The sequence below is a fragment of the Frankia sp. CgKIO3 genome, from assembly GCF_977946435.1.
In genome coordinates this window covers 19,099-37,153 of record NZ_CDWTMO010000018.1, presented here as the reverse complement: position 1 = coordinate 37,153, position 18,055 = coordinate 19,099, and the positions used below count along the sequence as shown (strand labels likewise).

The following is an 18,055-nucleotide window of genomic DNA, read 5'->3' as shown; positions in this document are numbered from 1 at the left end:
GCGGTGTCGGGGTGGGGCGCGGTGTCCGGGAGGATGAAGCGCCGTGAGCAGGGTTGACGATCCGGAGAACACCTTTGACGTCATTGTCGTCGGGGCGGGCCCGGCCGGTGGCAGCGCGGCGCGGGCGGCGGCGAACGCCGGGGCCCGGGTGTGCGTGCTCGAACGCTCGGCGGTACCTCGCTACAAGACCTGCGGTGGCGGCCTGGTCGGCCTTTCGGCGGATTATCTCGGCACCGAACTGACCGGTCTGGTCCGAGCCAGCGTCAGCTCGCTGACGATGACCTGGGACGGCCGCTTCGAGGTCACCCGCGGCCGGTCCGGCGGCCGTCCCTGGATGTCGATGGTGATGCGATCCGATCTGGACGCCGCTCTCCTGGCCGCGGCGGCTGCGGCCGGCGCGACCGTGCGGACCGGTGCGTACGTGGTGGGGCTGACCGAGAGCGGGCCGGGCGGGACCGGTCGGGATGTGACCGGGCCGGGCGAGGCCGGGATCGCCGAGGACGCCGGGGATCAGGATGACGGTTGGGTGACCGTGCGTCTCCGCGCGGGGGCGGGCCTGCGCGCTCGGGTGGTGGTGGGTGCGGACGGCACCTCGGGTCGTTGTGGCACCTATGCCGGTGTCCGCTGTGACCAGGTCGACGTCGGCCTGGAGGGCGAGTTTGTCGCTGACCCGGCGCGTGCCGCGCGATGGGCCGGGCGCATGCTCATCGACTGGGGGCCGGTGCCGGGTTCCTACGGGTGGGTGTTCCCCAAGGGACGGGTGCTCACGGTCGGCGTGATCGGTGATCGTGCCGAGGGCGCCGCGCTGCGCGCCTATTACACCCGGTTCGTCGACCGGCTCGGGCTCACCGACCTGCCGCGCCAGCATGACTCCGGACATCTCACCCGGGTGCGGGCCGTCGGCTCCCCGCTGCGTCGGGGCCGGGTATTGGTCGCGGGGGACGCGGCCGGGCTCCTGGATCCGTGGACACGCGAAGGCATCTCGTTCGCATTACGGTCGGGTCGGCTCGCCGGGGAGGCGGCCGCCGCGGCGAGTGTGGGTGTCGGTCGCGTGAGGGCGGGCGTGACCCGGGCCAGGGGGGTCACGGATACAAGGCCGACTGGCCCGGGTATCACGGCGCCTAGCCCGGGTGCCACGGCGCTCGACGCCTTGGCCGCCTATCCCGCGCGCGTCGAGACGATCCTGGGCCCCGAGATGGCGGCGGGACGAGAGGTCCTGGCCGCGTTCACCCGCCGGCCGGGCGCGATGCACACGGTCATGGCGGGCCCGGGCGCCTTCGGGCTGTTCACCCGGCTCATCGAGGGACGGACCACCATCGCCCGGCAACTGCGTCGTCCCGGCGTGCGGACGGCGGTGGCGGCGCTGAGCCGCTGAGGTGCTGGGCCGCTGAGGTGCTGAGGCAGCCGGCGGTGCCAGCGGCGTCAGCCGCCCGGGTAGCCGCGGCGTTCCTCGCCGAAGCGTTCGGCCACCGCGCCGGCGATCTCCCGATAGGCCGCCCGCGTTTCCCGTTTCAGGCTCGACAGCACGATCCGTCCCCCGTCGGCCAGATGCGGGTCGAACGGGACCCGGACCACCCGTCGCGTCCGGGCTTCAAAATGCCGTTCCAGCGTGTCGACGTCGACCCGCTCGCCCTGGACGGGGAACATCGAGATCACGGCGACCGCCTCGCGGACATGGTCGGAGTAGCCGTGCGCGTCCAACCAGTCGAGAGTGGCGCTCGCGCTGGACCCGCCGTCGGCGCTGGCGCTGCTCACGATCACCAGCGTGTCGGCCAGCTCCAGCACCCCGTGCATCGCACTGTGCAGGATGCCCGTCCCACAGTCGGTCAACAGGATCGAGTAGTGCCGTTGCAGCAGATCGTCGACTGCCCGGTAGTCGGCGTCCCCGAAGGTGTCCGACAGCTCCGGATCGTTGGCCGACGCCAGCACCTCCAGCCTCGAGTCGGCCTGTGACAGGTACCTGCGGACGTCCACGTACCGGTGCAGACGCGGAGCGTCCGCCAGCAGCTCGCGCACCGTGTGGGCGGAGGACCGTGGCACCCTGGAACCCAGGGTGCCACGGTCCGGGTTCGCGTCGATCGCCACCACCCGGTCATCGCGCAGGCTGGCCAGCGTGGAGCCGACCGCCACCGTCGTCGTGGTCTTGCCGACGCCGCCCTTGAGGGACATCACCGCGATGCGGTGACAGTCGTGCAGCGGGTTCCGGATGCGCGCGAGGAGCCGGCGGTCGCGAACTTCGTCGGGGGACGGACCGGGGTTCACCGCGCCCGCCGAGACCTGGTACACGAGCCTGCGCCAGCCGCGGGACGCCGTCTCCGGGGGAGCGGGCAGCAGTGCGCTGGTGGCGAGCCCCGCCCGGCCGTTTCCCGGTTCCCGGGGACCCGTCTCCCGGGGACCCGGTCCCGCCGGGCCGCCGGGAGACCCGGCTGGCTCGGGATCGCGCAGCCAGGAGGGGATGCGGCCGGCTTCGGTGGGCGTGCGGGCCGGGCCAGTATGCGGGCCGCGGGCCGCCTTGCTCCCGGTTCTCGACCGGCCGGGGGGCGGCGGCGCGGGATACTCGGTCGACGGCCGATAGGTCTCGTATCGCCCATCCATCTCGCCGTACGGCCGGGGAGCGGCGGGGTCGAAGTCCGCCCGTCTCATCGCGGCGGTCTCCTCCAGAGCGGACGAGTTTGCCGGCGCCACCGGCGGCGTGCTCCGCCACGGATCATGGCGTTCGTCCCGCGGGGCCGGTGGCGGGCCCGGTGGCGGGGGCTGGGCGTACGGGTCGGACGGTGGCGGTGGCGGGTTCAGCGGTGGCGGGTTCAGCGGATCGCCCCGCCAGGCCCGGGTCTCCCCCGGCGGGGGCGGCGGGTACGCCTGACCGAACACTCCGCCCGGATTCGGGGGGAACTGGTCGAGTAGCGGATCGAAGGTGCGGGTCTCGATCGGCAGCATCCTGCCGTTGTCGTTGGCACTCTCCGTGCCTCGACGGTTCATGGCCGCGGACCCGGGAGTGCCCCGATCGGTCCAGCCCGCCGAGCCCGCCGAGCCGGTCCAGCCCGCCGAGCCGGCCGGGTGGGAACCTGTTGCCTCGGAACCCGTGGCCGACATCGGATCAACGCGGCGCATCGACGGCCAGGTGTCGGAGACGGCGCGGGATGCCGTCGGGGCGGCGGTGCCCGGCCGGAAGGCGGATGCCGCCGGCTCGGGGCGGTAGGGGCCGTCGACCGTCCAACCGGTGGCACCGGCGGAGCGCGGCTGCGCCGGACCGGTCTGCCAGTGACCCGGGTCGGCTCGGTCGGGAGACGACCGGTCGGGAGACGACCGGCCGGTGTCCGTCACTGCCGGCAGTCGGCTCGCCGAACGGGACGGCTGCTCGGTGGTCGGCGGCGGGGACCCGACGCGCCCGCCACGCTCCTGCGGCCCGGGATTCGCGGGGTCCCGATCTCCGACATCGCCGACCCGGATGGCGCCGATCTCCCGAGGATCATCGTTCATGATTGTTCTCCGGGCAGCACACCACCTGGTTGATCCCCGGGGCGGGCATTCCCTCCGTCGTGTTCAAGGGCCTCCCCTCCGTTCGGGCGACCCAAGCCATGAGGCCGGGGTGATCTGACGACCACGCCCAGGACGGTGGTCCGCGCCGGTAGCCCCGCTCGGAGCCGGGCGTCCGGCACGTGGACGTGACCCGCCGGACCGGCCCGACAGGTCTGACCAGAATGACATGTGGTTCCGTGGACCGCACGGCCCGGCCGGTGGAAACGGTGTGCCTCGTGTGGTGCCGGCGGCGGGGGCGTCTCCTCCCCGGGGTCCTGACAGCGAGGGTGATGAGGGAGGCGTCAACGGTAGGGGGACCAGCGGACGCCGGTGTCGCCGGAGCGCAGGCTGTCGATCCTGACCCGGAACTGGGCGGCCACCGTCGCGCTGCTCCCCAGGATCGGCACCACGCTCGTCACCAGCTTCAGTTCCCGGACCGCCCGCAGGACGGCGAACCCGTCCCAGGTGGTGACGTCGAAGTCGTAGCCCCGGGCCAGGTCGAGGTGGGCCTGAGGATCATGACCAAAGCGTAGCCGGCCGACCGCCACGGGAATCAGGTCCCATTCCGCTGGCCCCAGGCAGGTAGCGTCGAAGTCGCAGAGCAGCGCGCGGCCGTCCGCGGCCCGCACGAGGTTAGCCAGATGCGCGTCCCCATGTATGACGACCCGCGGCAGCGCGTAGCGGATGGTGGGCAGAGCCGCCGCGACCCGGCTGGTCATCTTCTCCAGGAAACGGCGGTCGGACTCGGGGAGCGCCTCGGCGTCGGATAATCGCCGGCGGACGTCGTCGAGGGGATCCCAGCGTGGCAGCGGCGGTTCCGGCGGCGCCAGAGTGTGCAGACCGCGCAGCGCGCCGGCCAGCTCCGTGGTGTCCGGTGCCGGGCCGCCGGGCGGGGTGCCAGGTGGCGTCGCGTCGGCCCAGACCGTCGCGAGGAAGCCGGCCGCCGTGACCGGGGCCGGCACGCCGGGGAGCAGCCGGACGGCCGGGACGTGGTTCTCCGCCAGCCAGCGGGCCACCCGGACCACCTTGCTCACCCGATGCGCCATCGCGGCCGATCCGATGATCCGGAGAACCGCGCCGGCCCGTGGCAGCCGGTACACCGCGTTCACGGTTCTCTTGATCATCACGGCGCCCGAGTCGTCCAGGCCGGCCTCAGCGCAGATCGCGCCGAGGGCGCGGCGAGTCCGCTCCGCGGTGAACCGCGCGTGGTCCGGCGAGCCCGCCGGAGGGCGCCCGCCGTCGGCCATTCCACCCTCGTACGGTCCTCGTACGGTGGCCGGCGTCAGACCGACGGGCTCGGCACGGGAACCGCGCGCCCGCCGGGCCGCTGCCGCGCCGCGGAGCGCTGCCACTCCCGGATGAGTACCGCGAGGTCCCGCACCTGGTGCACCTCGCTGTGCGGCCGGGTGACCGCGAGCAGCTGATCCGCGCGTCCCGAGACGGAGGCCACGGTTCGCCCCCAGGAGATCTGGATCGCCTCGGTGGCCAGCGCGCAGACCTGGTCGAGTTCCAGGCGGCCCTGCCGGGCCAGCGCCAGGGCGAGATCGAGGCGGATCACCGACCGGAATCCCGGGGCGTTCATCCCGTCCAGCTTCGGCATGGCGAGATCCGCGTGCTCCTGGGCGGCCTGCGGGCGGCCGAGCAGACACAGGGCCGTCGTGGCGTTGTAGGGCACCTCGACCGGATTGAACTGGTCGAAACTCGGACCGGGACGGCCCCACCGGTCTGCCGGGATGGCGTCCGCCAGGTCGTACGCCCGGTCCAGGGCCTGGGCCGCGCCCCGCACGGCACCGAGGGCGGCGAGGGCACGCGCCTCCTGGCAGACAAGTCGGGCCCGCACGGCACCGCCACTGACGTGGGTCAGCCCGTCCCGGGCAAGGCGGAGCGCCTCGTCGGGCCGGCCGGCGTAGAACTCGTTGACGGCCGCGACTTCCCGGGCCGAGCCGCGAAGCGCACCCTCACCCACCGAGCGCCCCGCCTGGAAGCCGAGCGACGTCAGCGACCGCGCGGTCTCGATGTCACCGAGTTTGAAGGCCGCATCCGCACCCAGCACGGCGACCCGCCCCCGCAGCACGTCGCGCCGGTGGGCGTCGCCGGCGGGGATGGACCGCCGGCTGAGCCGCTCTAAGCCGCGGCGCAACCGCTCGGTCTGGGCCAGGATGTGCGCGGGTGGGGTCGCCTCGTGCGCGTCGAGGAGGTCGTCAAGCAGATCGTCGAACAGATCGTCGGCGCGTTCCAGAGCGAGCTGGACCGGACTGGCCGCGAGGACGTCCGAGACCTCCATGATCTGTCCCTCGGCGAGGATCGCGGTCATAACCGCCGCTCCCGCATAGCGATGGAACTGTCTGCGGTCCGAGGCGCCGGGGGCCGGGGCGCCAAGGCGCGTGGTGTGGGGGGCCGACGACGGTGTCGGCTGCGCCGGGATCGCTCCGCTCACAGCGCCGAAGGGTGCTTCGCTCACAGTGCCGAAGGATGGCGTGCCCGCAGGTACTGGTGACACATCGGTGGGACTCGTTGCGGACTTCGTCATCGAAGGCTGGGGCGGCGGCGGCTCGTAGTCCTCGGGGTGGTCGTCCGGAGGGGTGCGCGCCGGCGGGATGATGATCGACTCGGTGGTCGCCCACCAGGGTGGGAGAGGGGCCGACCGGCTCGTCGGGACCCAGGCCTCGGGGTCGGGCCCGCGCGTCGGTGAAGATCCGCTCGACTGCGGCATGCCGCGCGTCCTTCCTTCAGATAACACCACGCAGATAACAGATAACACCACGCAGATAACACCACGGTCGTGACCGTGGCGACAAGGTAGTGGGGGGTAGAGCCCACTGTGAGAAGCGACCGACCGGAGGCGCACAGTGAGACCACACGCCCGCATCGGTGCCGCGACCGCCATCCTCCCTGACGGTGGTCCGGCCGGATCCAGCGATCAACGGCCGAAGTCTCCCGGCGGTCGTGCGACGGCCTCGCTGCCGCCGGCCGGTCGCTCCGGTCACTCTGGTCGGTCCGACCGGATCTGGCCCGTGTCTCGCTTTGTCAATAGTAGGGTCAATAGTAGGAGGGAGGCTGCGCCGAAGGGTGATGGTTGTTGGTGCGCAAAGTTCCTGTCATCGTGGCTCTGCGTGGTGTTACCCGGAGGTTTCCTCTGCCGATCATGTTCGGCGGGCGAGCCGGCGGCGGTGCGATGCGGCGATGGAGTTTGCCGGTCGGCGGTGGCGGGACGAGGAAGGGGGGCGCTGGCAGGACCGACAGGATCGCGCGGCGCAGGCTTGCGGATCATCGCCCCGGCCCGGGAGGGTCCCGGGCGACGAGCCGAGGGAGGCCGGGATGCGGCCCGCCGTCGGTCCGCTCCAGAACGGGAACGAGGCGGCAATAGCTTTGAAATCATGACATCTCGTCATGATTACCGAAAAGGTGAAGCTGGAGGGCCCGATGTTGGTCCGATCGGTGCCGGCGTCCATCCCTGCGTTCGGGTCGGTAGCCTCGGCATTGTGATCGATGGCTCCCCGACGTGCTTTCCGGCCGGCAGGCCGCGCAGCTGGTGTCGACCAGGCCGGCCGTGGTCGGCGCGCCGTGCCTGATGACCGCGTGGCGCGGCGTCCCGCCGATCCACTAGTCGGGCCGCGGGCAAACCTGCCATCCGCCGACGCGTCCCTGGCCCGTGAGCTCGATGACCAGGCGCACCGGGCCTGGCCGCCGTTGCGCCAGGTCGAACGGGCCGGGTGGGTGCTGCGCGAGTCCGCCGGATCGTCCCGGCGAGGCAACTCAGTCTGGGCTCGCGGTGACGTGCCCGACCTCGCCGCGGCGCTCGCCACGGTGCGGGATTTCTACACCGCCGCCGGTCTGCCGCCGATCTTCCAGCTGACGCCCTTCTCCCGGCCGACCGGGCTCGGCGCGGTCCTTGACGCCGCCGGGTACGACGACACCGGTCCCACCGACGTCTGCACGGCGCCCCTCGCCGACCTTGTGCGTGGTGCCGACCGGGCACCGGCGGCTGCCGGCTCGGTGGGGGTGACCGTCACCACCACGCCGACGGATGAGTGGCTGGAGGTCGCTGGCCAGGTGCTGACGACATTCAACGTGCAGCGGCCCGGCACGCTCGCGGTGCTCTCGGCGCTGCGGCTGCCCACCATCTACATCACCCTGACCGTGGACGGCGTACCGGCGGCGGTCGGACGCGGCATCGCGGACGACCGTTGGCTGGGTGTCTACAGCATGGCGACCCTGCCTGTGGCCCGTGGCCGGGGCGCGGCCCGCCGGGTCATCGCGGCACTCGCCGAGTGGGCGGCGGGCAGAGGCGCCACTCATGCGTATCTGCAGGTCGAAGAGATCAGCGCGGCGGCGCGGGGCCTGTACGCCGATCTTGGTTTCCGGCCGGTCTACCGCTACGCCTACCGCCGTGCGCCGCTGGGCGCGACGTCCGGTGGAGGTCTCCCATGAGCGGGACCGTCGAGGAACTCCTCGTGCCGGGCGGCCTGATCAGGGTGATGGGCGTCATCAACGTCACGCCGGACTCGTTCTCGGACGGCGGTACCTACCTCGATCCGCTGGAGGCGGTCCGGGCCGGGCTGCGGATGGTCGACGACGGGGCGGATCTCGTCGACGTCGGTGGCGAGTCGACCCGACCGGGCGCGTCCCGGGTCATCGCCGCCGAGGAGATGCGTCGCGTGCTCCCGGTGGTGGCCGAGCTCGCCGCCGCGGGCGTCCGGGTCAGCATCGACACCAGCCGTGCCTCCGTGGCCGCCGCCGCGGTCGACGCCGGGGCAGTGCTCGTCAACGACGTGTCCGGCGGCGCCGATCCCGATCTGCTCGGTCTCGTCGCCGACCGCGGCGTGCACTATGTGCTGATGCATGCGCGGGGGACCAGTGCGGACATGGCGTCCCGGGCGGTGTACCGCGACGTGGTCGCGGAGGTGGTCGCGGAACTCGTGGACCGGCTCGAGGCCGTGCTGGCCGCCGGGATCGCCGAGGATCGGGTCATCCTTGACCCCGGCCTCGGCTTCGCCAAGACCGCCCGGCACAACTGGACGCTTCTGCGCCACATCGACGCCTTCTTCGCGCTCGGCTGGCCGCTGCTGGTCGGCACGTCCCGCAAGTCGTTTCTCGGCTCGGTACTGGCGGGCGCGAACGGCTCGGCCCGGCCGGTCGCAGACCGGGACGACGCCACCCAGGCGACCACCGCGTTGCTGGCCGCGGCCGGGGTGTGGGGCGTGCGGGTGCATGCCGTCCGGCCGGCCGCCGACGCCGTGCGGGTCGTGCGCGCCTGGCGGGACGATGGTGACCGGCCCGGGGACGGACCCGAGGTCGATCCCGGCTGGGCCGTGGACGCCGGCCGGGTGGAAGACCGGGAGGTTCCGTGGGTTCCGCGGTGACGGGTTCCGCGGCGGAGGTCGCCTCCCGACCGAGGGCCACGTCGCTCGACCGGATCACCCTGTCGGGGCTGCGGGCTCGCGGCCACCACGGGGTTCTGGCGGCGGAACGGGATCTTGGCCAGGAGTTCGTCGTCGACGCCACGCTGTGGCTCGACCTCTCCTCGGCAGCGTCCCACGACGACGTGACCCGCACCGTGCACTACGGCGAGCTTGCCGAGACCCTTACCGGGATCGTTACCGGAGAACCCGTGAATCTGATTGAGACCCTCGCCGATCGACTCGTCCGCGCCTGTCTGCGGGACGGTCGGGTGATGCGGGCCGAGGTGACTGTCCACAAGCCCGCGGCCCCGATCGCGGTTCCGTTCGCCGACGTCGCGGTGACGATCGTCCGGAACCGGGTCGACGGCGTCGAGTCGGTGACCGCGCCGGACGCGGCCGCGGGGGTCGCCACCGATGGCGGGTGATCGGATGACCCGGCCGGACCATGCGGTGCTGTCGCTCGGGTCCAACCTCGGTGATCGTCTGGGCCGGCTGTCCGCCGCCGTCCACCGGCTCGACCGCGCGCTGGGGGTGCTCGCCGGCTCACCGGTGTACGAGACGGCACCCGTCGGTGGACCCGAGCAGGACGACTACCTGAACGCCGTCGTCCTGGTGCGTCCGGCGCCCCCGCGTGATCTGCTCGAGGTCGTCCGCGAGGTGGAGGAACGGGCCGCGCGGGTCCGGGCCGTCCGGTGGGGCCCGCGAACGCTCGACGTCGATGTCATCGCGGTCGGTGACCTGCGCAGTGACGACCCTGAGATCCTCGTGCCGCATCCCCGAGCACATCTGCGGGCCTTCGTCTGCGTGCCCTGGCTGGACGTTGATCCCGAGGCGACGCTGCCTGGGCACAGGCGGGTCGCCGATCTGGTCGCCCGGATGGCCGTGGGGAAGCACCCGGCCGGTCTGCGCCGGACCCCGTGGTCGCTGTCGGATCTCGTGGTCGAGGCGGATCTCGTCGTCGAGGCGGATCCCAGGGCCGGTGCCGTCACCGATCCCGCCGTCGGCGGCAGTGATGCCGGAGAGGCGGCCAGGTGAGACCGACCCGGGCGCGTGATCTCATCGCGGTCGCGGTGGCGTTCGGGGCACTCGGGTACCTGCTCCTGTGGTGGGCGTACCGATCGATTCCCACGCTGCCGCGAACGGCGTCGGTGTCGGTTCTCATGATCGGCGCCCTCGAGCTCCAGGTCGCGTCCCTGACCCGCCGCCGGCTGGAGGGACGGCCGGGAACGCGCCCGATCCTCCCGCTCACGGTCGCCCGGCTCGCCGCGTTGGCCAAGGCGAGCTCCGTCGTCGGAGCGGCGCTCGCCGGCCTCTGGGCGGGTGTATTCGGCTACACCATGCCCCGCACGGGGGAGTTCCCGACCGCGGGGGGCGACGCGCTCACCGCGGGTCTCGGGTTGGCCGCGGCGATGGTGCTGCTGACCGGCGGCCTCATCCTCGAACGGGTGTGCCGGGTCAAGAAGCGTTAGCCCGGCCAGCCCTGGTTCTGGGCGGAATGTTCCGATGGAACACCGAAAAGTGGTGCGACCACCGATGGGCTGACTGTGCCGATTCGTGTTGGCAGGGCTACTCTGGGATAGATTGCGATATATGACCGTGGTCGGTGTCGGGATTGTCCTGGACCACCTTCGTAGAGTGGTGATTGTCGGCGTTGTTCATGTCGTCGGTGGATGGTGCGGTGACGTGGCGCCTGGGCGCCGGGGGCGGGAAGGAGCGGGTGGTGGTCGCTGAGGGCAGGAACTCGCACGGTGACACACGCGTGCAGCCGCGACTGAATCACAGTCGGGTGGATCATGATCGGGTAGATCATGGTCGGGTGGGCGGTGGCGCCGATCCCGGCCCACCCGCCGGTCCGGTTCACGACCCGGCGCGGAACTTCTCGGACCCCGTGCGTGACCTCCCCGACAACGCGGCTCGGACCGAGCGGATCCGGTCGGGTCCGGCAGCTGAGGGAACCGCCGTGCCCCGGCGCCGCCAGCCGTCCGAGGGCCGGATCGTCGCGTTCAGCACGCTGGCGACGAGATCCGCCAGGAGGCCCGGGCCGGCGGAACGGCCCGACCACCGCGGCGGTTGGCACGATCCACGCGGCGGTTGGCATGACCCGCGCGGTGCGGGTGTCTCCCCGCCGGGTGGGGCCGATGACCTCCGGCACCGACCCGCGTATTCCTCGTCTCCCCCGGACCCGCGCGCGCCGTCCGGGCTGGACCGGGGATCTCCTCCGGACCCGGACGGCTTCTCCCGGGGAGGCGGTCGGCCGGGTTCCGGGCTACTGGACGAGGTCAGCTTCACCGAGTACCAGCACGCGATCAGGGACGACGACCCACGGACCGCCGGGGAACCCTGGCGCCCCTCGAACCGGATGTCACCGGGCGGTGCCTCCGGCCGGCCATGAGCGGACCCGCTGGGACAGGGCCGGCGGGGGAGCCCTGAAGCCGACGGGCCGGATGTCGGTGACGCCGCCGCCGGTGACGCCGCCGCCGTCCCGGAGCCGGCCCGCCCGCACGGCCGCGTGGCCGCGTGGCCGGTAGCCGAGCCCGTACCCGAGTCCCGGCCGGAGGGGGCCGCCAGCACCGTAACCCGGTACTCAGCGCGATTCAGGCGGCGGTGCTCGCGGCGGTCCTCGTCGTCGGCGTCTCGCTCGGCCGGACACTGGCCCTGCCCGGTGACGCCGGGACGATGTCCCGGGTCGCGGACTGGGGACGGGTGAACCATCTGTCTTTCCTCGTGGACCAGTTCGACCGGCGTCGTTAGGGCCTGGCGTCTTAGAGCCTGGCGTCGTCAGGGCATGCTGCCTGGATCCGCGGCCGTCGGAGCGGCCCGGCGGGGGCATGCCCGGCGGGCGCCGTCGGCGGAGATGGGGCTTCGCGGCTCAGGCCCGCAAAAAGTTCGCAAAGATGGCGTACAACGTAGAGGTTTGCCGACCAGAGAGCGATTGTTGTCATCGTTGCCGTACTTGTCGCTTTATGGCCTCCATTGAGGATGATCGAATCAATGTCCGGGTAACCTGCGGATCCTCGGCCACGCGGACCATCCGGGCCGGCGGAGCAGGAGAAGCGGTCCCGGCGAAATTGGTTGCGCCCAGTTTGCCGAATCCTCTTGCATCCGATGGCCCTGGGCGTGTGAAATCGGTATCGGTAGGTCTGTCGCATTCCGTCGATCTCGCCGCGAAGAGGCCCGTCTCGGGCATCCTGGTCGCCGACGTTCGGCCGAGCGCGCGTCCTGGCCTGCCAAAGCATCCAGGGAGGCCACGTGCGTCCAAGACCCGCACCTTCTCCTGCGGCACCCCTGACCGTGAACAGTGGCGGCCAGGGGCGGGTGAGTCAGGACCGGGCTGGGCAGGGTCATGTCGGCAACGGCCGGGCCGGGCAGCTCCCGGACGCCTCCGATGGACCCGGCCGGCTGCCCACCGAGGCCGAGGCTGCCGCGATCACGGCGGCGGTCTTCGACAGCCCGCTGGTGTCCAGGGTGTCGCCGGATGGTCTGCGCATCACCGGCATCCGCACCTCGACCGGCGCACCCGACTGGGCGTTCGCGGTGTTGTCCCCGCCGGGCGGTACCGATCCGGCGATCGCGGTGCTGCGGTGGGACACCAGCTGCGGATGGGTGCTCGACCAGGTGGGGACGGCTCGGGTCGGGATCGGCGGTGGAGCGGCCGGACGGCACGACGACCTGCCGCGCGGGGCCATCACCCGTCGCCGCGGTGCCGGTGTCCGCCGCGGTTGCGAATCCGGCATCCGCCCAGGTGACGCGGCACGGCCCGGCTGAGCGACGGCGCCCTGCCGGCCTGGCGCCGCGCCAGCTACCGTCGTGAGGGTGTCGATGCCGGCCGCCGAGGCCTCAGGACAGCCCGGGGCCCTCGTGGACTGGTTGCGTGCGCTTCCGGATCAGGCGTTGACCCGGCTCTTCCTCCTACGGCCGGACCTGGCGATGCCGCCCCCACCGGACTTCGAGGTGCTTGCGGCCCGCCTGGAGATCCGGGTCAGCGTGGCCCGCGCGTTGGAACGTCTCGACACGGGCGCCTGCGAGCTCCTGGAGGCGTTGACGATCCTTCCCCGGCCGGTGTCCCTGGCGGAGCTGACAAGGTTCTGCGGGCATCCGGAGGTGTCCGAGCCGGTGGGCCGGCTTCGTGACCTCGGGCTCATCTGGGGCGACGACGACGAGCTGCGGGTTACCGGGATGGTCGTCGACCTCCTCGGCGTGCGCCCGCTGGGGCTCGGCCGTCCCGTGCGAGCCTGCCTGACGACGTACCGGCAGTCCCAGCTCGCCCGGCTCCTGACCGCGGCCGGCCTGCCGGTGCCCCGGGGCGCGGCCGACGAGACGGCGACCGGGTTCGCCGTCCGGGAAGCGATGATCGAGGCGTTGAGCGGCGCCTTCGCGGACGCGGATCGGGTCCGGGAGTGGATCGACGCCTGCTCCTCCCGGGCGCGGCAGCTGCTGGACCGGCTGGCCGCGGGTCCGGCACTCGGCGCCACTACGGAGGCGGGCCGGTTGCTGGGGTTGCCCGCGGCCCGGACCCCGGTGGAGGAACTGCTCGCCCGCGGCCTGCTCGTCGGATTGGACGAGGAGACCGTCGAGCTGCCGCGCGAGGTTGGGCTGGTCGTGCGCGGCGAGCATCCGGCCGGGGTCCTGCATCCGCACCCGCCCGCCGTCGAGGGAGAGGTCATCGGGGTGGCGGCGGCCGACGCCGCGGCGGCCCTGGCGGCGGACACCCTCGTCCGGTGGGTCACCACCCTGCTGGACGCCTGGGGCGCGAGCCCGGTCACCCCGCTGCGCACCGGCGGGTTGAGCGTGCGAGACCTGCGGGCCGCCGCGAAACTGCTCGACGTCGACGAGCGGGCCGCGGCCTTCGTGGTGGAGCTGGCCGCGGCGGCCGGCCTGGTCGACACGACCGCGGGGGTCGACGTCCAGTACGTGCCGACCACGGCCTACGACCGCTGGGGCACCGACCTGGTAGCTGCCCGGTGGGCCGTACTGGTCGAGGGCTGGATGCGCTCGTCGACCGCCGCCTGGCTGGTTGGCGAGCGGGACGAGCGGGGCCGGCAGATCGCTCCCCTGTCGCTGGACGTGCGGCGACCGGCCGCGCAGGACCTGCGTGCCCAGGTTCTGCGGGCGCTGGCCACGGCGCCCGCTGGGGTGGTGCCGACCGCGGAGTCGTTGCGTGCCCTGTTGACCTGGCGAGCGCCGCGGCGCGGCGGAACGCTGCTCGCCGGGATGATCGACGGAACGATTGTCGAGGCCGAGCTGCTTGGGCTGACCGGCCGGGGCGCGCCGAGCACGGTCGGTCGGTTACTCGCCACCCAGCTCGACGCGGAGAACGCCGATCCGGCGCGGAACGCGGGCATGCCGAGCCGATCGGCGGCTGGTGATCCCGCGCTGTGCGCCAGGCTCGCCGACGCGCTCGCGCCGCTGCTGCCCGAGCCGGTCGAGGAGCTGCTGCTGCAGGGGGATCTCACCGCGGTTGCCCCGGGCCCGCTGGTACCCCGGGTGGCTGCGGAGCTGGCGCGGATGGCGGACGTCGAGTCCGCGGGCGCGGCCACCGTCTACCGGTTCTCCGAGGCCTCGCTGCGTCGCGGCCTGGACTCGGGCCTGGTGGCGGAGGACATCCACGCGATGCTCGCCCGCCTCGGTCGAGGCGGGGTGCCGCAGGCCCTCACCTATCTGATCGACGACACCGCCCGGCGGCACGGCCGGTTGCGGGCTGGTCCTGCCGCGAGCTACCTGCGCTGCGAGGACACGGCGCTGCTCGCCGAAGTGGTCGCCAACCGGCGTACCCAGGCGTTGGGGCTGCGCCGGATCGCGCCGACGATCGTCATCTCCCCACTGCCGACCGCGGAGGTGCTCGTCGGCCTGCGCACCGCCGGGTTCGCACCGGTCGCGGAGGCCCCGGACGGGCGGGTGGTGCTGCGCCGGCCCGCCGCCTATCGGACGCCGGCGCGCCTCCGCGTGGCGTCGGTCGACGTGGCCGGCACCCGGATCAACCAGCTGCGCGACGTGGTCCGGCTGGTCCGCCGAGGCGACGACAGCGCACGGGCGGTCCGGGCAGCCGGTGAGGTTCCCGGCATCGAGGTCGGGCTCACCCGGTCCGCGCCGTTGATCCTGGTGCTGCTGCAGGGAGCCGTCCGGGACCGGCGCCGGGTGCTGCTGGGCTACGTCGACCAGCAGGGTGCGCCGAGCGACCGGATCGTGCGGCCCACCGCTGTCGAGGGCGGCTGGCTCACCGCGTGGGACGAACTCAGCGCCGGCCCGCGTCGTTTCGTCCTGCACCGGGTGACCGGCGTCGCCGACATCGACGACGCGTTCGGCGGGCCGCCGGTGGCGGCGGACTGGTCGGCCGCCGCGGAGGATCTCGCCGATCCGCCATGAGCCGGGCGGGCCGGTGCCGGTGTGCCCGCCTGCCTGCGGGACCCGCGGTGGTTTCAGTCGGGCTTCGGCCCCTCTGGATTACCGTGTCGGTGGTCGGCTGTACCGTCGAAGGGCGCCGGTGAACGAGCAGCGCGCCGCCGGTGTGATCGTGCCGGTGCGACGCCGGTGGCTCGCACCGCACCGATTGGTGCAGGGCGGCTCGTGTTGGTAGTTCACTAATGGGTCGATACCCACGGTGGAACCTACGGCGGACGGAAAGGGCGGTGGCGGGTGACGGATGGCCCGTTGATCGTCCAGTCGGACAAGACGTTGCTGCTTGAGGTCGAGCATCCGAGTGCTGCCGAGGCGCGGTCGGCCATCGCTCCGTTCGCCGAGCTCGAACGGTCTCCGGAGCATGTGCACACCTATCGGGTGACGCCGCTGGCGCTGTGGAACGCCCGTGCCGCCGGCCATGACGCTGAGCAGGTTGTCGATGCGCTGGTTCGCTTCTCCCGTTACGCCGTGCCGCACGCCCTGCTTGTCGACATCGCCGACACGATGGATCGCTACGGTCGGCTGCGCCTGGAGAACGACCCGGCCCACGGGCTGGTGTTGCGTGCTCTCGACCGGGTGGTGCTCGTCGAGGTGGCCCGGGCCAAGAAGGTCGTGCCGATGCTCGGCTCCCGCATCGACGACGACACAATCGCCGTGCACCCCTCCGAGCGCGGCCGGCTCAAGCAGGCGCTGCTCAAACTCGGGTGGCCGGCGGAGGATCTCGCCGGTTACGTCGACGGCGAGGCGCACCGGATCGAACTGCGCCAGGACGGCTGGGAGCTGCGCGACTACCAGAAGGGTGCGGTAGCCGGGTTCTGGGAGGGCGGGTCGGGGGTCGTCGTGCTGCCCGCGGGTGCCGGGAAGACCATCGTCGGCGCCGCGGCCATGGCCCAGGCCGGGGCGACCACGCTGATCCTGGTCACGAACACGGTGGCCGGCCGGCAGTGGCGGCACGAGCTGCTGCGCCGCACCTCGCTGACCGAGGAGGAGATCGGCGAGTACTCCGGGGAGCGCAAGGAGATCCGGCCGGTCACCATCGCCACCTACCAGGTGATGACGGCCCGGCGTAAGGGCGAATACCTGCACCTGGAGTTGTTCGGGGCCCGGGACTGGGGTCTGATCGTCTACGACGAGGTGCACCTGCTCCCGGCGCCGGTCTTCCGGATGACCGCCGACATCCAGTCCCGTCGTCGGCTCGGCCTGACCGCGACCCTCGTCCGGGAGGACGGCCGGGAGGGCGACGTCTTCTCGTTGATCGGGCCGAAGCGGTATGACGCCCCGTGGCGGGAGATCGAGGCACAGGGCTGGATCGCGCCGGCGCAGTGCACCGAGGTGCGCGTCACGCTCACCGAGGACGAGCGGATGGCCTACGCCGTCGCCGAGCCGGAGGAGCGGTACCGGATGTGTGCCACCGCCCGCAGCAAGCGGGCGGTGGTGGAACGTCTCGTCCGCCGGCACTCCGATGACCGGGTGCTGGTGATCGGCGCATATCTCGACCAGCTCGACGAGCTCGGGGAGCTGTTGGACGCCCCGGTCATCCAGGGTTCCACCCGTAACCGGGAACGGGAGCGGCTATTCGAAGCGTTCCGGACCGGGGAGATCACCACACTGGTCGTTTCCAAGGTCGCGAATGTCTCCATCGACCTGCCGGAGGCCGGGGTGGCCGTGCAGGTCTCGGGCACGTTCGGTTCCCGCCAGGAGGAGGCCCAGCGGCTCGGTCGGGTGCTGCGCCCCAAGGCCGACGGCCGCACGGCGCACTTCTACACGGTGGTGGCCCGCGACACCCTCGACCAGGAGTACGCGGCACACCGCCAGCGATTCCTCGCCGAGCAGGGCTACGCCTACACCATCGTCGACGCCGACGACGTCCTGGGGTAGCGGTCGGGGTCGCGCCATCACTCCGAGTCGGGCGGGTCGATTAGCTCGGCCGGCTGGATCGCCACCGGAAAGGGCTGAGTGGCGGTGAAGGTCTCCTTCCCGCTGACCGTGCGGGTGGCGAGGTACGCATCGGCGACCAGGTCGTACGCCTCGATGGTGGCGGTGTCCGGGTCGATCAGCCAGCAGGACGGCACGCCGCGTTGCCGGTAGAGATCGAGTTTGAGGGTGCGGTTGTAGCGCCGGGTGCTGGCGTCGGCCACTTCGATGACGAGGGACGGGGTGCCCCGGAGCCGACGGCCGGTGTCACCGCTCGCCGCTACCACGACATCCGGCACGAGCAGACTGCGGGGGGACAGCTCCACCCCGATCCCGGCCGGCAGGATCTGAGCTCCGGAGGAGGCCGTGCCCGCCAGGATCCGGACCAGGCGCGCCGTGACGCGGGCCCGCAGCGGTGTCGGCCATGGTCGCAGGACGCACAAGCCGTCCAGGAGTTCGAACCGAGCGTCATCATGTCCGCCTGTGTCGAGATCTTCCACGGTGACCGGGGGAGTGGGAACGGTCATCGAGGGGCGATGGGAGCGCGGCTGTGCGGGGGCCTGAACCACGAGGGCTATCGTGCCTGTCGCCGTGGCCGCTGTCTAAAGCTGGCATGCGTTAATTGTCCGTGTCGCGGTAAAAGGTCGAAGTCTAACGAAGGTGACCTTCGAATTGTTCAAAAGGAGTGACATAAAGCTCTTGTCTCTTGGATTACCCGCTGGTAATTTGATCGCCGTCGATGGCGGCCGAGAAGAGCGTTCTTGGAAAGATCGCCTTTGGGAGTGCCTTCCGGCGTTCGCTCCGTCCCGAGCGGCGCCCGCTCC

At 72.3% G+C, this 18,055-nt stretch carries 15 protein-coding genes; 11 read left to right on the top strand and 4 right to left on the bottom strand.

The window, feature by feature from the left end:
* The first annotated feature begins 43 nt into the window (after positions 1–43).
* The gene (locus AC08OJ_RS04025) at positions 44–1,375 is read left to right on the top strand and encodes a geranylgeranyl reductase family protein (protein WP_476595095.1); all 1,332 of its coding nucleotides are present in this window, start codon (positions 44–46) and stop codon (positions 1,373–1,375) included.
* A 47-nt stretch (positions 1,376–1,422) separates the two neighbouring features.
* On the opposite strand, the gene AC08OJ_RS04020 is transcribed toward AC08OJ_RS04025, so the two are convergent.
* The 3 genes from AC08OJ_RS04020 to AC08OJ_RS04010 all read right to left on the bottom strand — a co-directional run bounded on the left by AC08OJ_RS04020 (position 1,423) and on the right by AC08OJ_RS04010 (position 6,232).
* Entirely contained in the window at positions 1,423–3,480 is a 2,058-nt protein-coding gene (locus AC08OJ_RS04020) for a MinD/ParA family ATP-binding protein (protein WP_476593701.1), read from the bottom strand.
* Positions 3,481–3,821: 341 nt separating this feature from the next.
* Positions 3,822–4,766, bottom strand: a complete 945-nt coding sequence (locus tag AC08OJ_RS04015) for a phosphotransferase family protein (RefSeq protein ID WP_476595094.1) — start codon at positions 4,764–4,766, stop codon at positions 3,822–3,824.
* Between the two features lie 35 nt (positions 4,767–4,801).
* Positions 4,802–6,232 carry a hypothetical protein gene (locus AC08OJ_RS04010; protein ID WP_476595093.1) on the bottom strand — a complete coding sequence of 477 codons (1,431 nt, stop codon included), beginning with the start codon at positions 6,230–6,232 and terminating at the stop codon, positions 4,802–4,804.
* An 866-nt stretch (positions 6,233–7,098) separates the two neighbouring features.
* Here AC08OJ_RS04010 and AC08OJ_RS04005 point away from each other — a divergent pair.
* The 10 genes from AC08OJ_RS04005 to AC08OJ_RS03960 all read left to right on the top strand — a co-directional run bounded on the left by AC08OJ_RS04005 (position 7,099) and on the right by AC08OJ_RS03960 (position 17,195).
* Positions 7,099–7,950 (top strand): GNAT family N-acetyltransferase, encoded by an 852-nt coding sequence (locus AC08OJ_RS04005; RefSeq protein ID WP_476595092.1) that lies wholly within the window; start codon positions 7,099–7,101, stop codon positions 7,948–7,950.
* Positions 7,947–8,882, top strand: coding sequence for a dihydropteroate synthase (gene folP / locus AC08OJ_RS04000; RefSeq protein WP_476593697.1), 936 nt, complete (start codon positions 7,947–7,949; stop codon positions 8,880–8,882). The genes AC08OJ_RS04005 and folP overlap by 4 nt, the downstream gene beginning before the upstream one ends.
* Positions 8,879–9,346: a dihydroneopterin aldolase gene (gene folB / locus AC08OJ_RS03995; RefSeq protein ID WP_476593696.1), complete on the top strand. Its 468-nt coding sequence runs from the start codon at positions 8,879–8,881 to the stop codon at positions 9,344–9,346. The genes folP and folB overlap by 4 nt, the downstream gene beginning before the upstream one ends.
* 4 nt (positions 9,347–9,350) lie before the next feature.
* Positions 9,351–9,956 carry a 2-amino-4-hydroxy-6-hydroxymethyldihydropteridine diphosphokinase gene (gene folK, locus AC08OJ_RS03990; RefSeq protein ID WP_476595091.1) on the top strand — a complete coding sequence of 202 codons (606 nt, stop codon included), beginning with the start codon at positions 9,351–9,353 and terminating at the stop codon, positions 9,954–9,956.
* Entirely contained in the window at positions 9,953–10,390 is a 438-nt protein-coding gene (locus tag AC08OJ_RS03985; RefSeq protein ID WP_476593694.1) for a DUF3180 domain-containing protein, read from the top strand. Before folK ends, AC08OJ_RS03985 begins: the two co-directional genes overlap by 4 nt.
* A gap of 209 nt (positions 10,391–10,599) precedes the next feature.
* Positions 10,600–11,313 (top strand): hypothetical protein, encoded by a 714-nt coding sequence (locus tag AC08OJ_RS03980; protein WP_476595090.1) that lies wholly within the window; start codon positions 10,600–10,602, stop codon positions 11,311–11,313.
* Between the two features lie 125 nt (positions 11,314–11,438).
* Positions 11,439–11,672, top strand: coding sequence for a hypothetical protein (locus AC08OJ_RS03975; RefSeq protein WP_476594445.1), 234 nt, complete (start codon positions 11,439–11,441; stop codon positions 11,670–11,672).
* Between the two features lie 498 nt (positions 11,673–12,170).
* Positions 12,171–12,686, top strand: a complete 516-nt coding sequence (locus AC08OJ_RS03970) for a hypothetical protein (RefSeq protein ID WP_476594446.1) — start codon at positions 12,171–12,173, stop codon at positions 12,684–12,686.
* A gap of 54 nt (positions 12,687–12,740) precedes the next feature.
* Complete coding sequence (locus AC08OJ_RS03965; RefSeq protein WP_476595089.1) at positions 12,741–15,284, top strand: helicase-associated domain-containing protein; 2,544 nt, start codon at positions 12,741–12,743, stop codon at positions 15,282–15,284.
* Between the two features lie 270 nt (positions 15,285–15,554).
* On the top strand, positions 15,555–17,195 hold the full coding sequence (locus tag AC08OJ_RS03960) for a DNA repair helicase XPB (RefSeq protein WP_462186148.1): 1,641 nt from the start codon (positions 15,555–15,557) through the stop codon (positions 17,193–17,195).
* 17 nt (positions 17,196–17,212) lie between these two features.
* On the opposite strand, the gene AC08OJ_RS03955 is transcribed toward AC08OJ_RS03960, so the two are convergent.
* Positions 17,213–17,758 (bottom strand): Uma2 family endonuclease, encoded by a 546-nt coding sequence (locus tag AC08OJ_RS03955; RefSeq protein WP_476593857.1) that lies wholly within the window; start codon positions 17,756–17,758, stop codon positions 17,213–17,215.
* Positions 17,759–18,055: the final 297 nt, after the last annotated feature.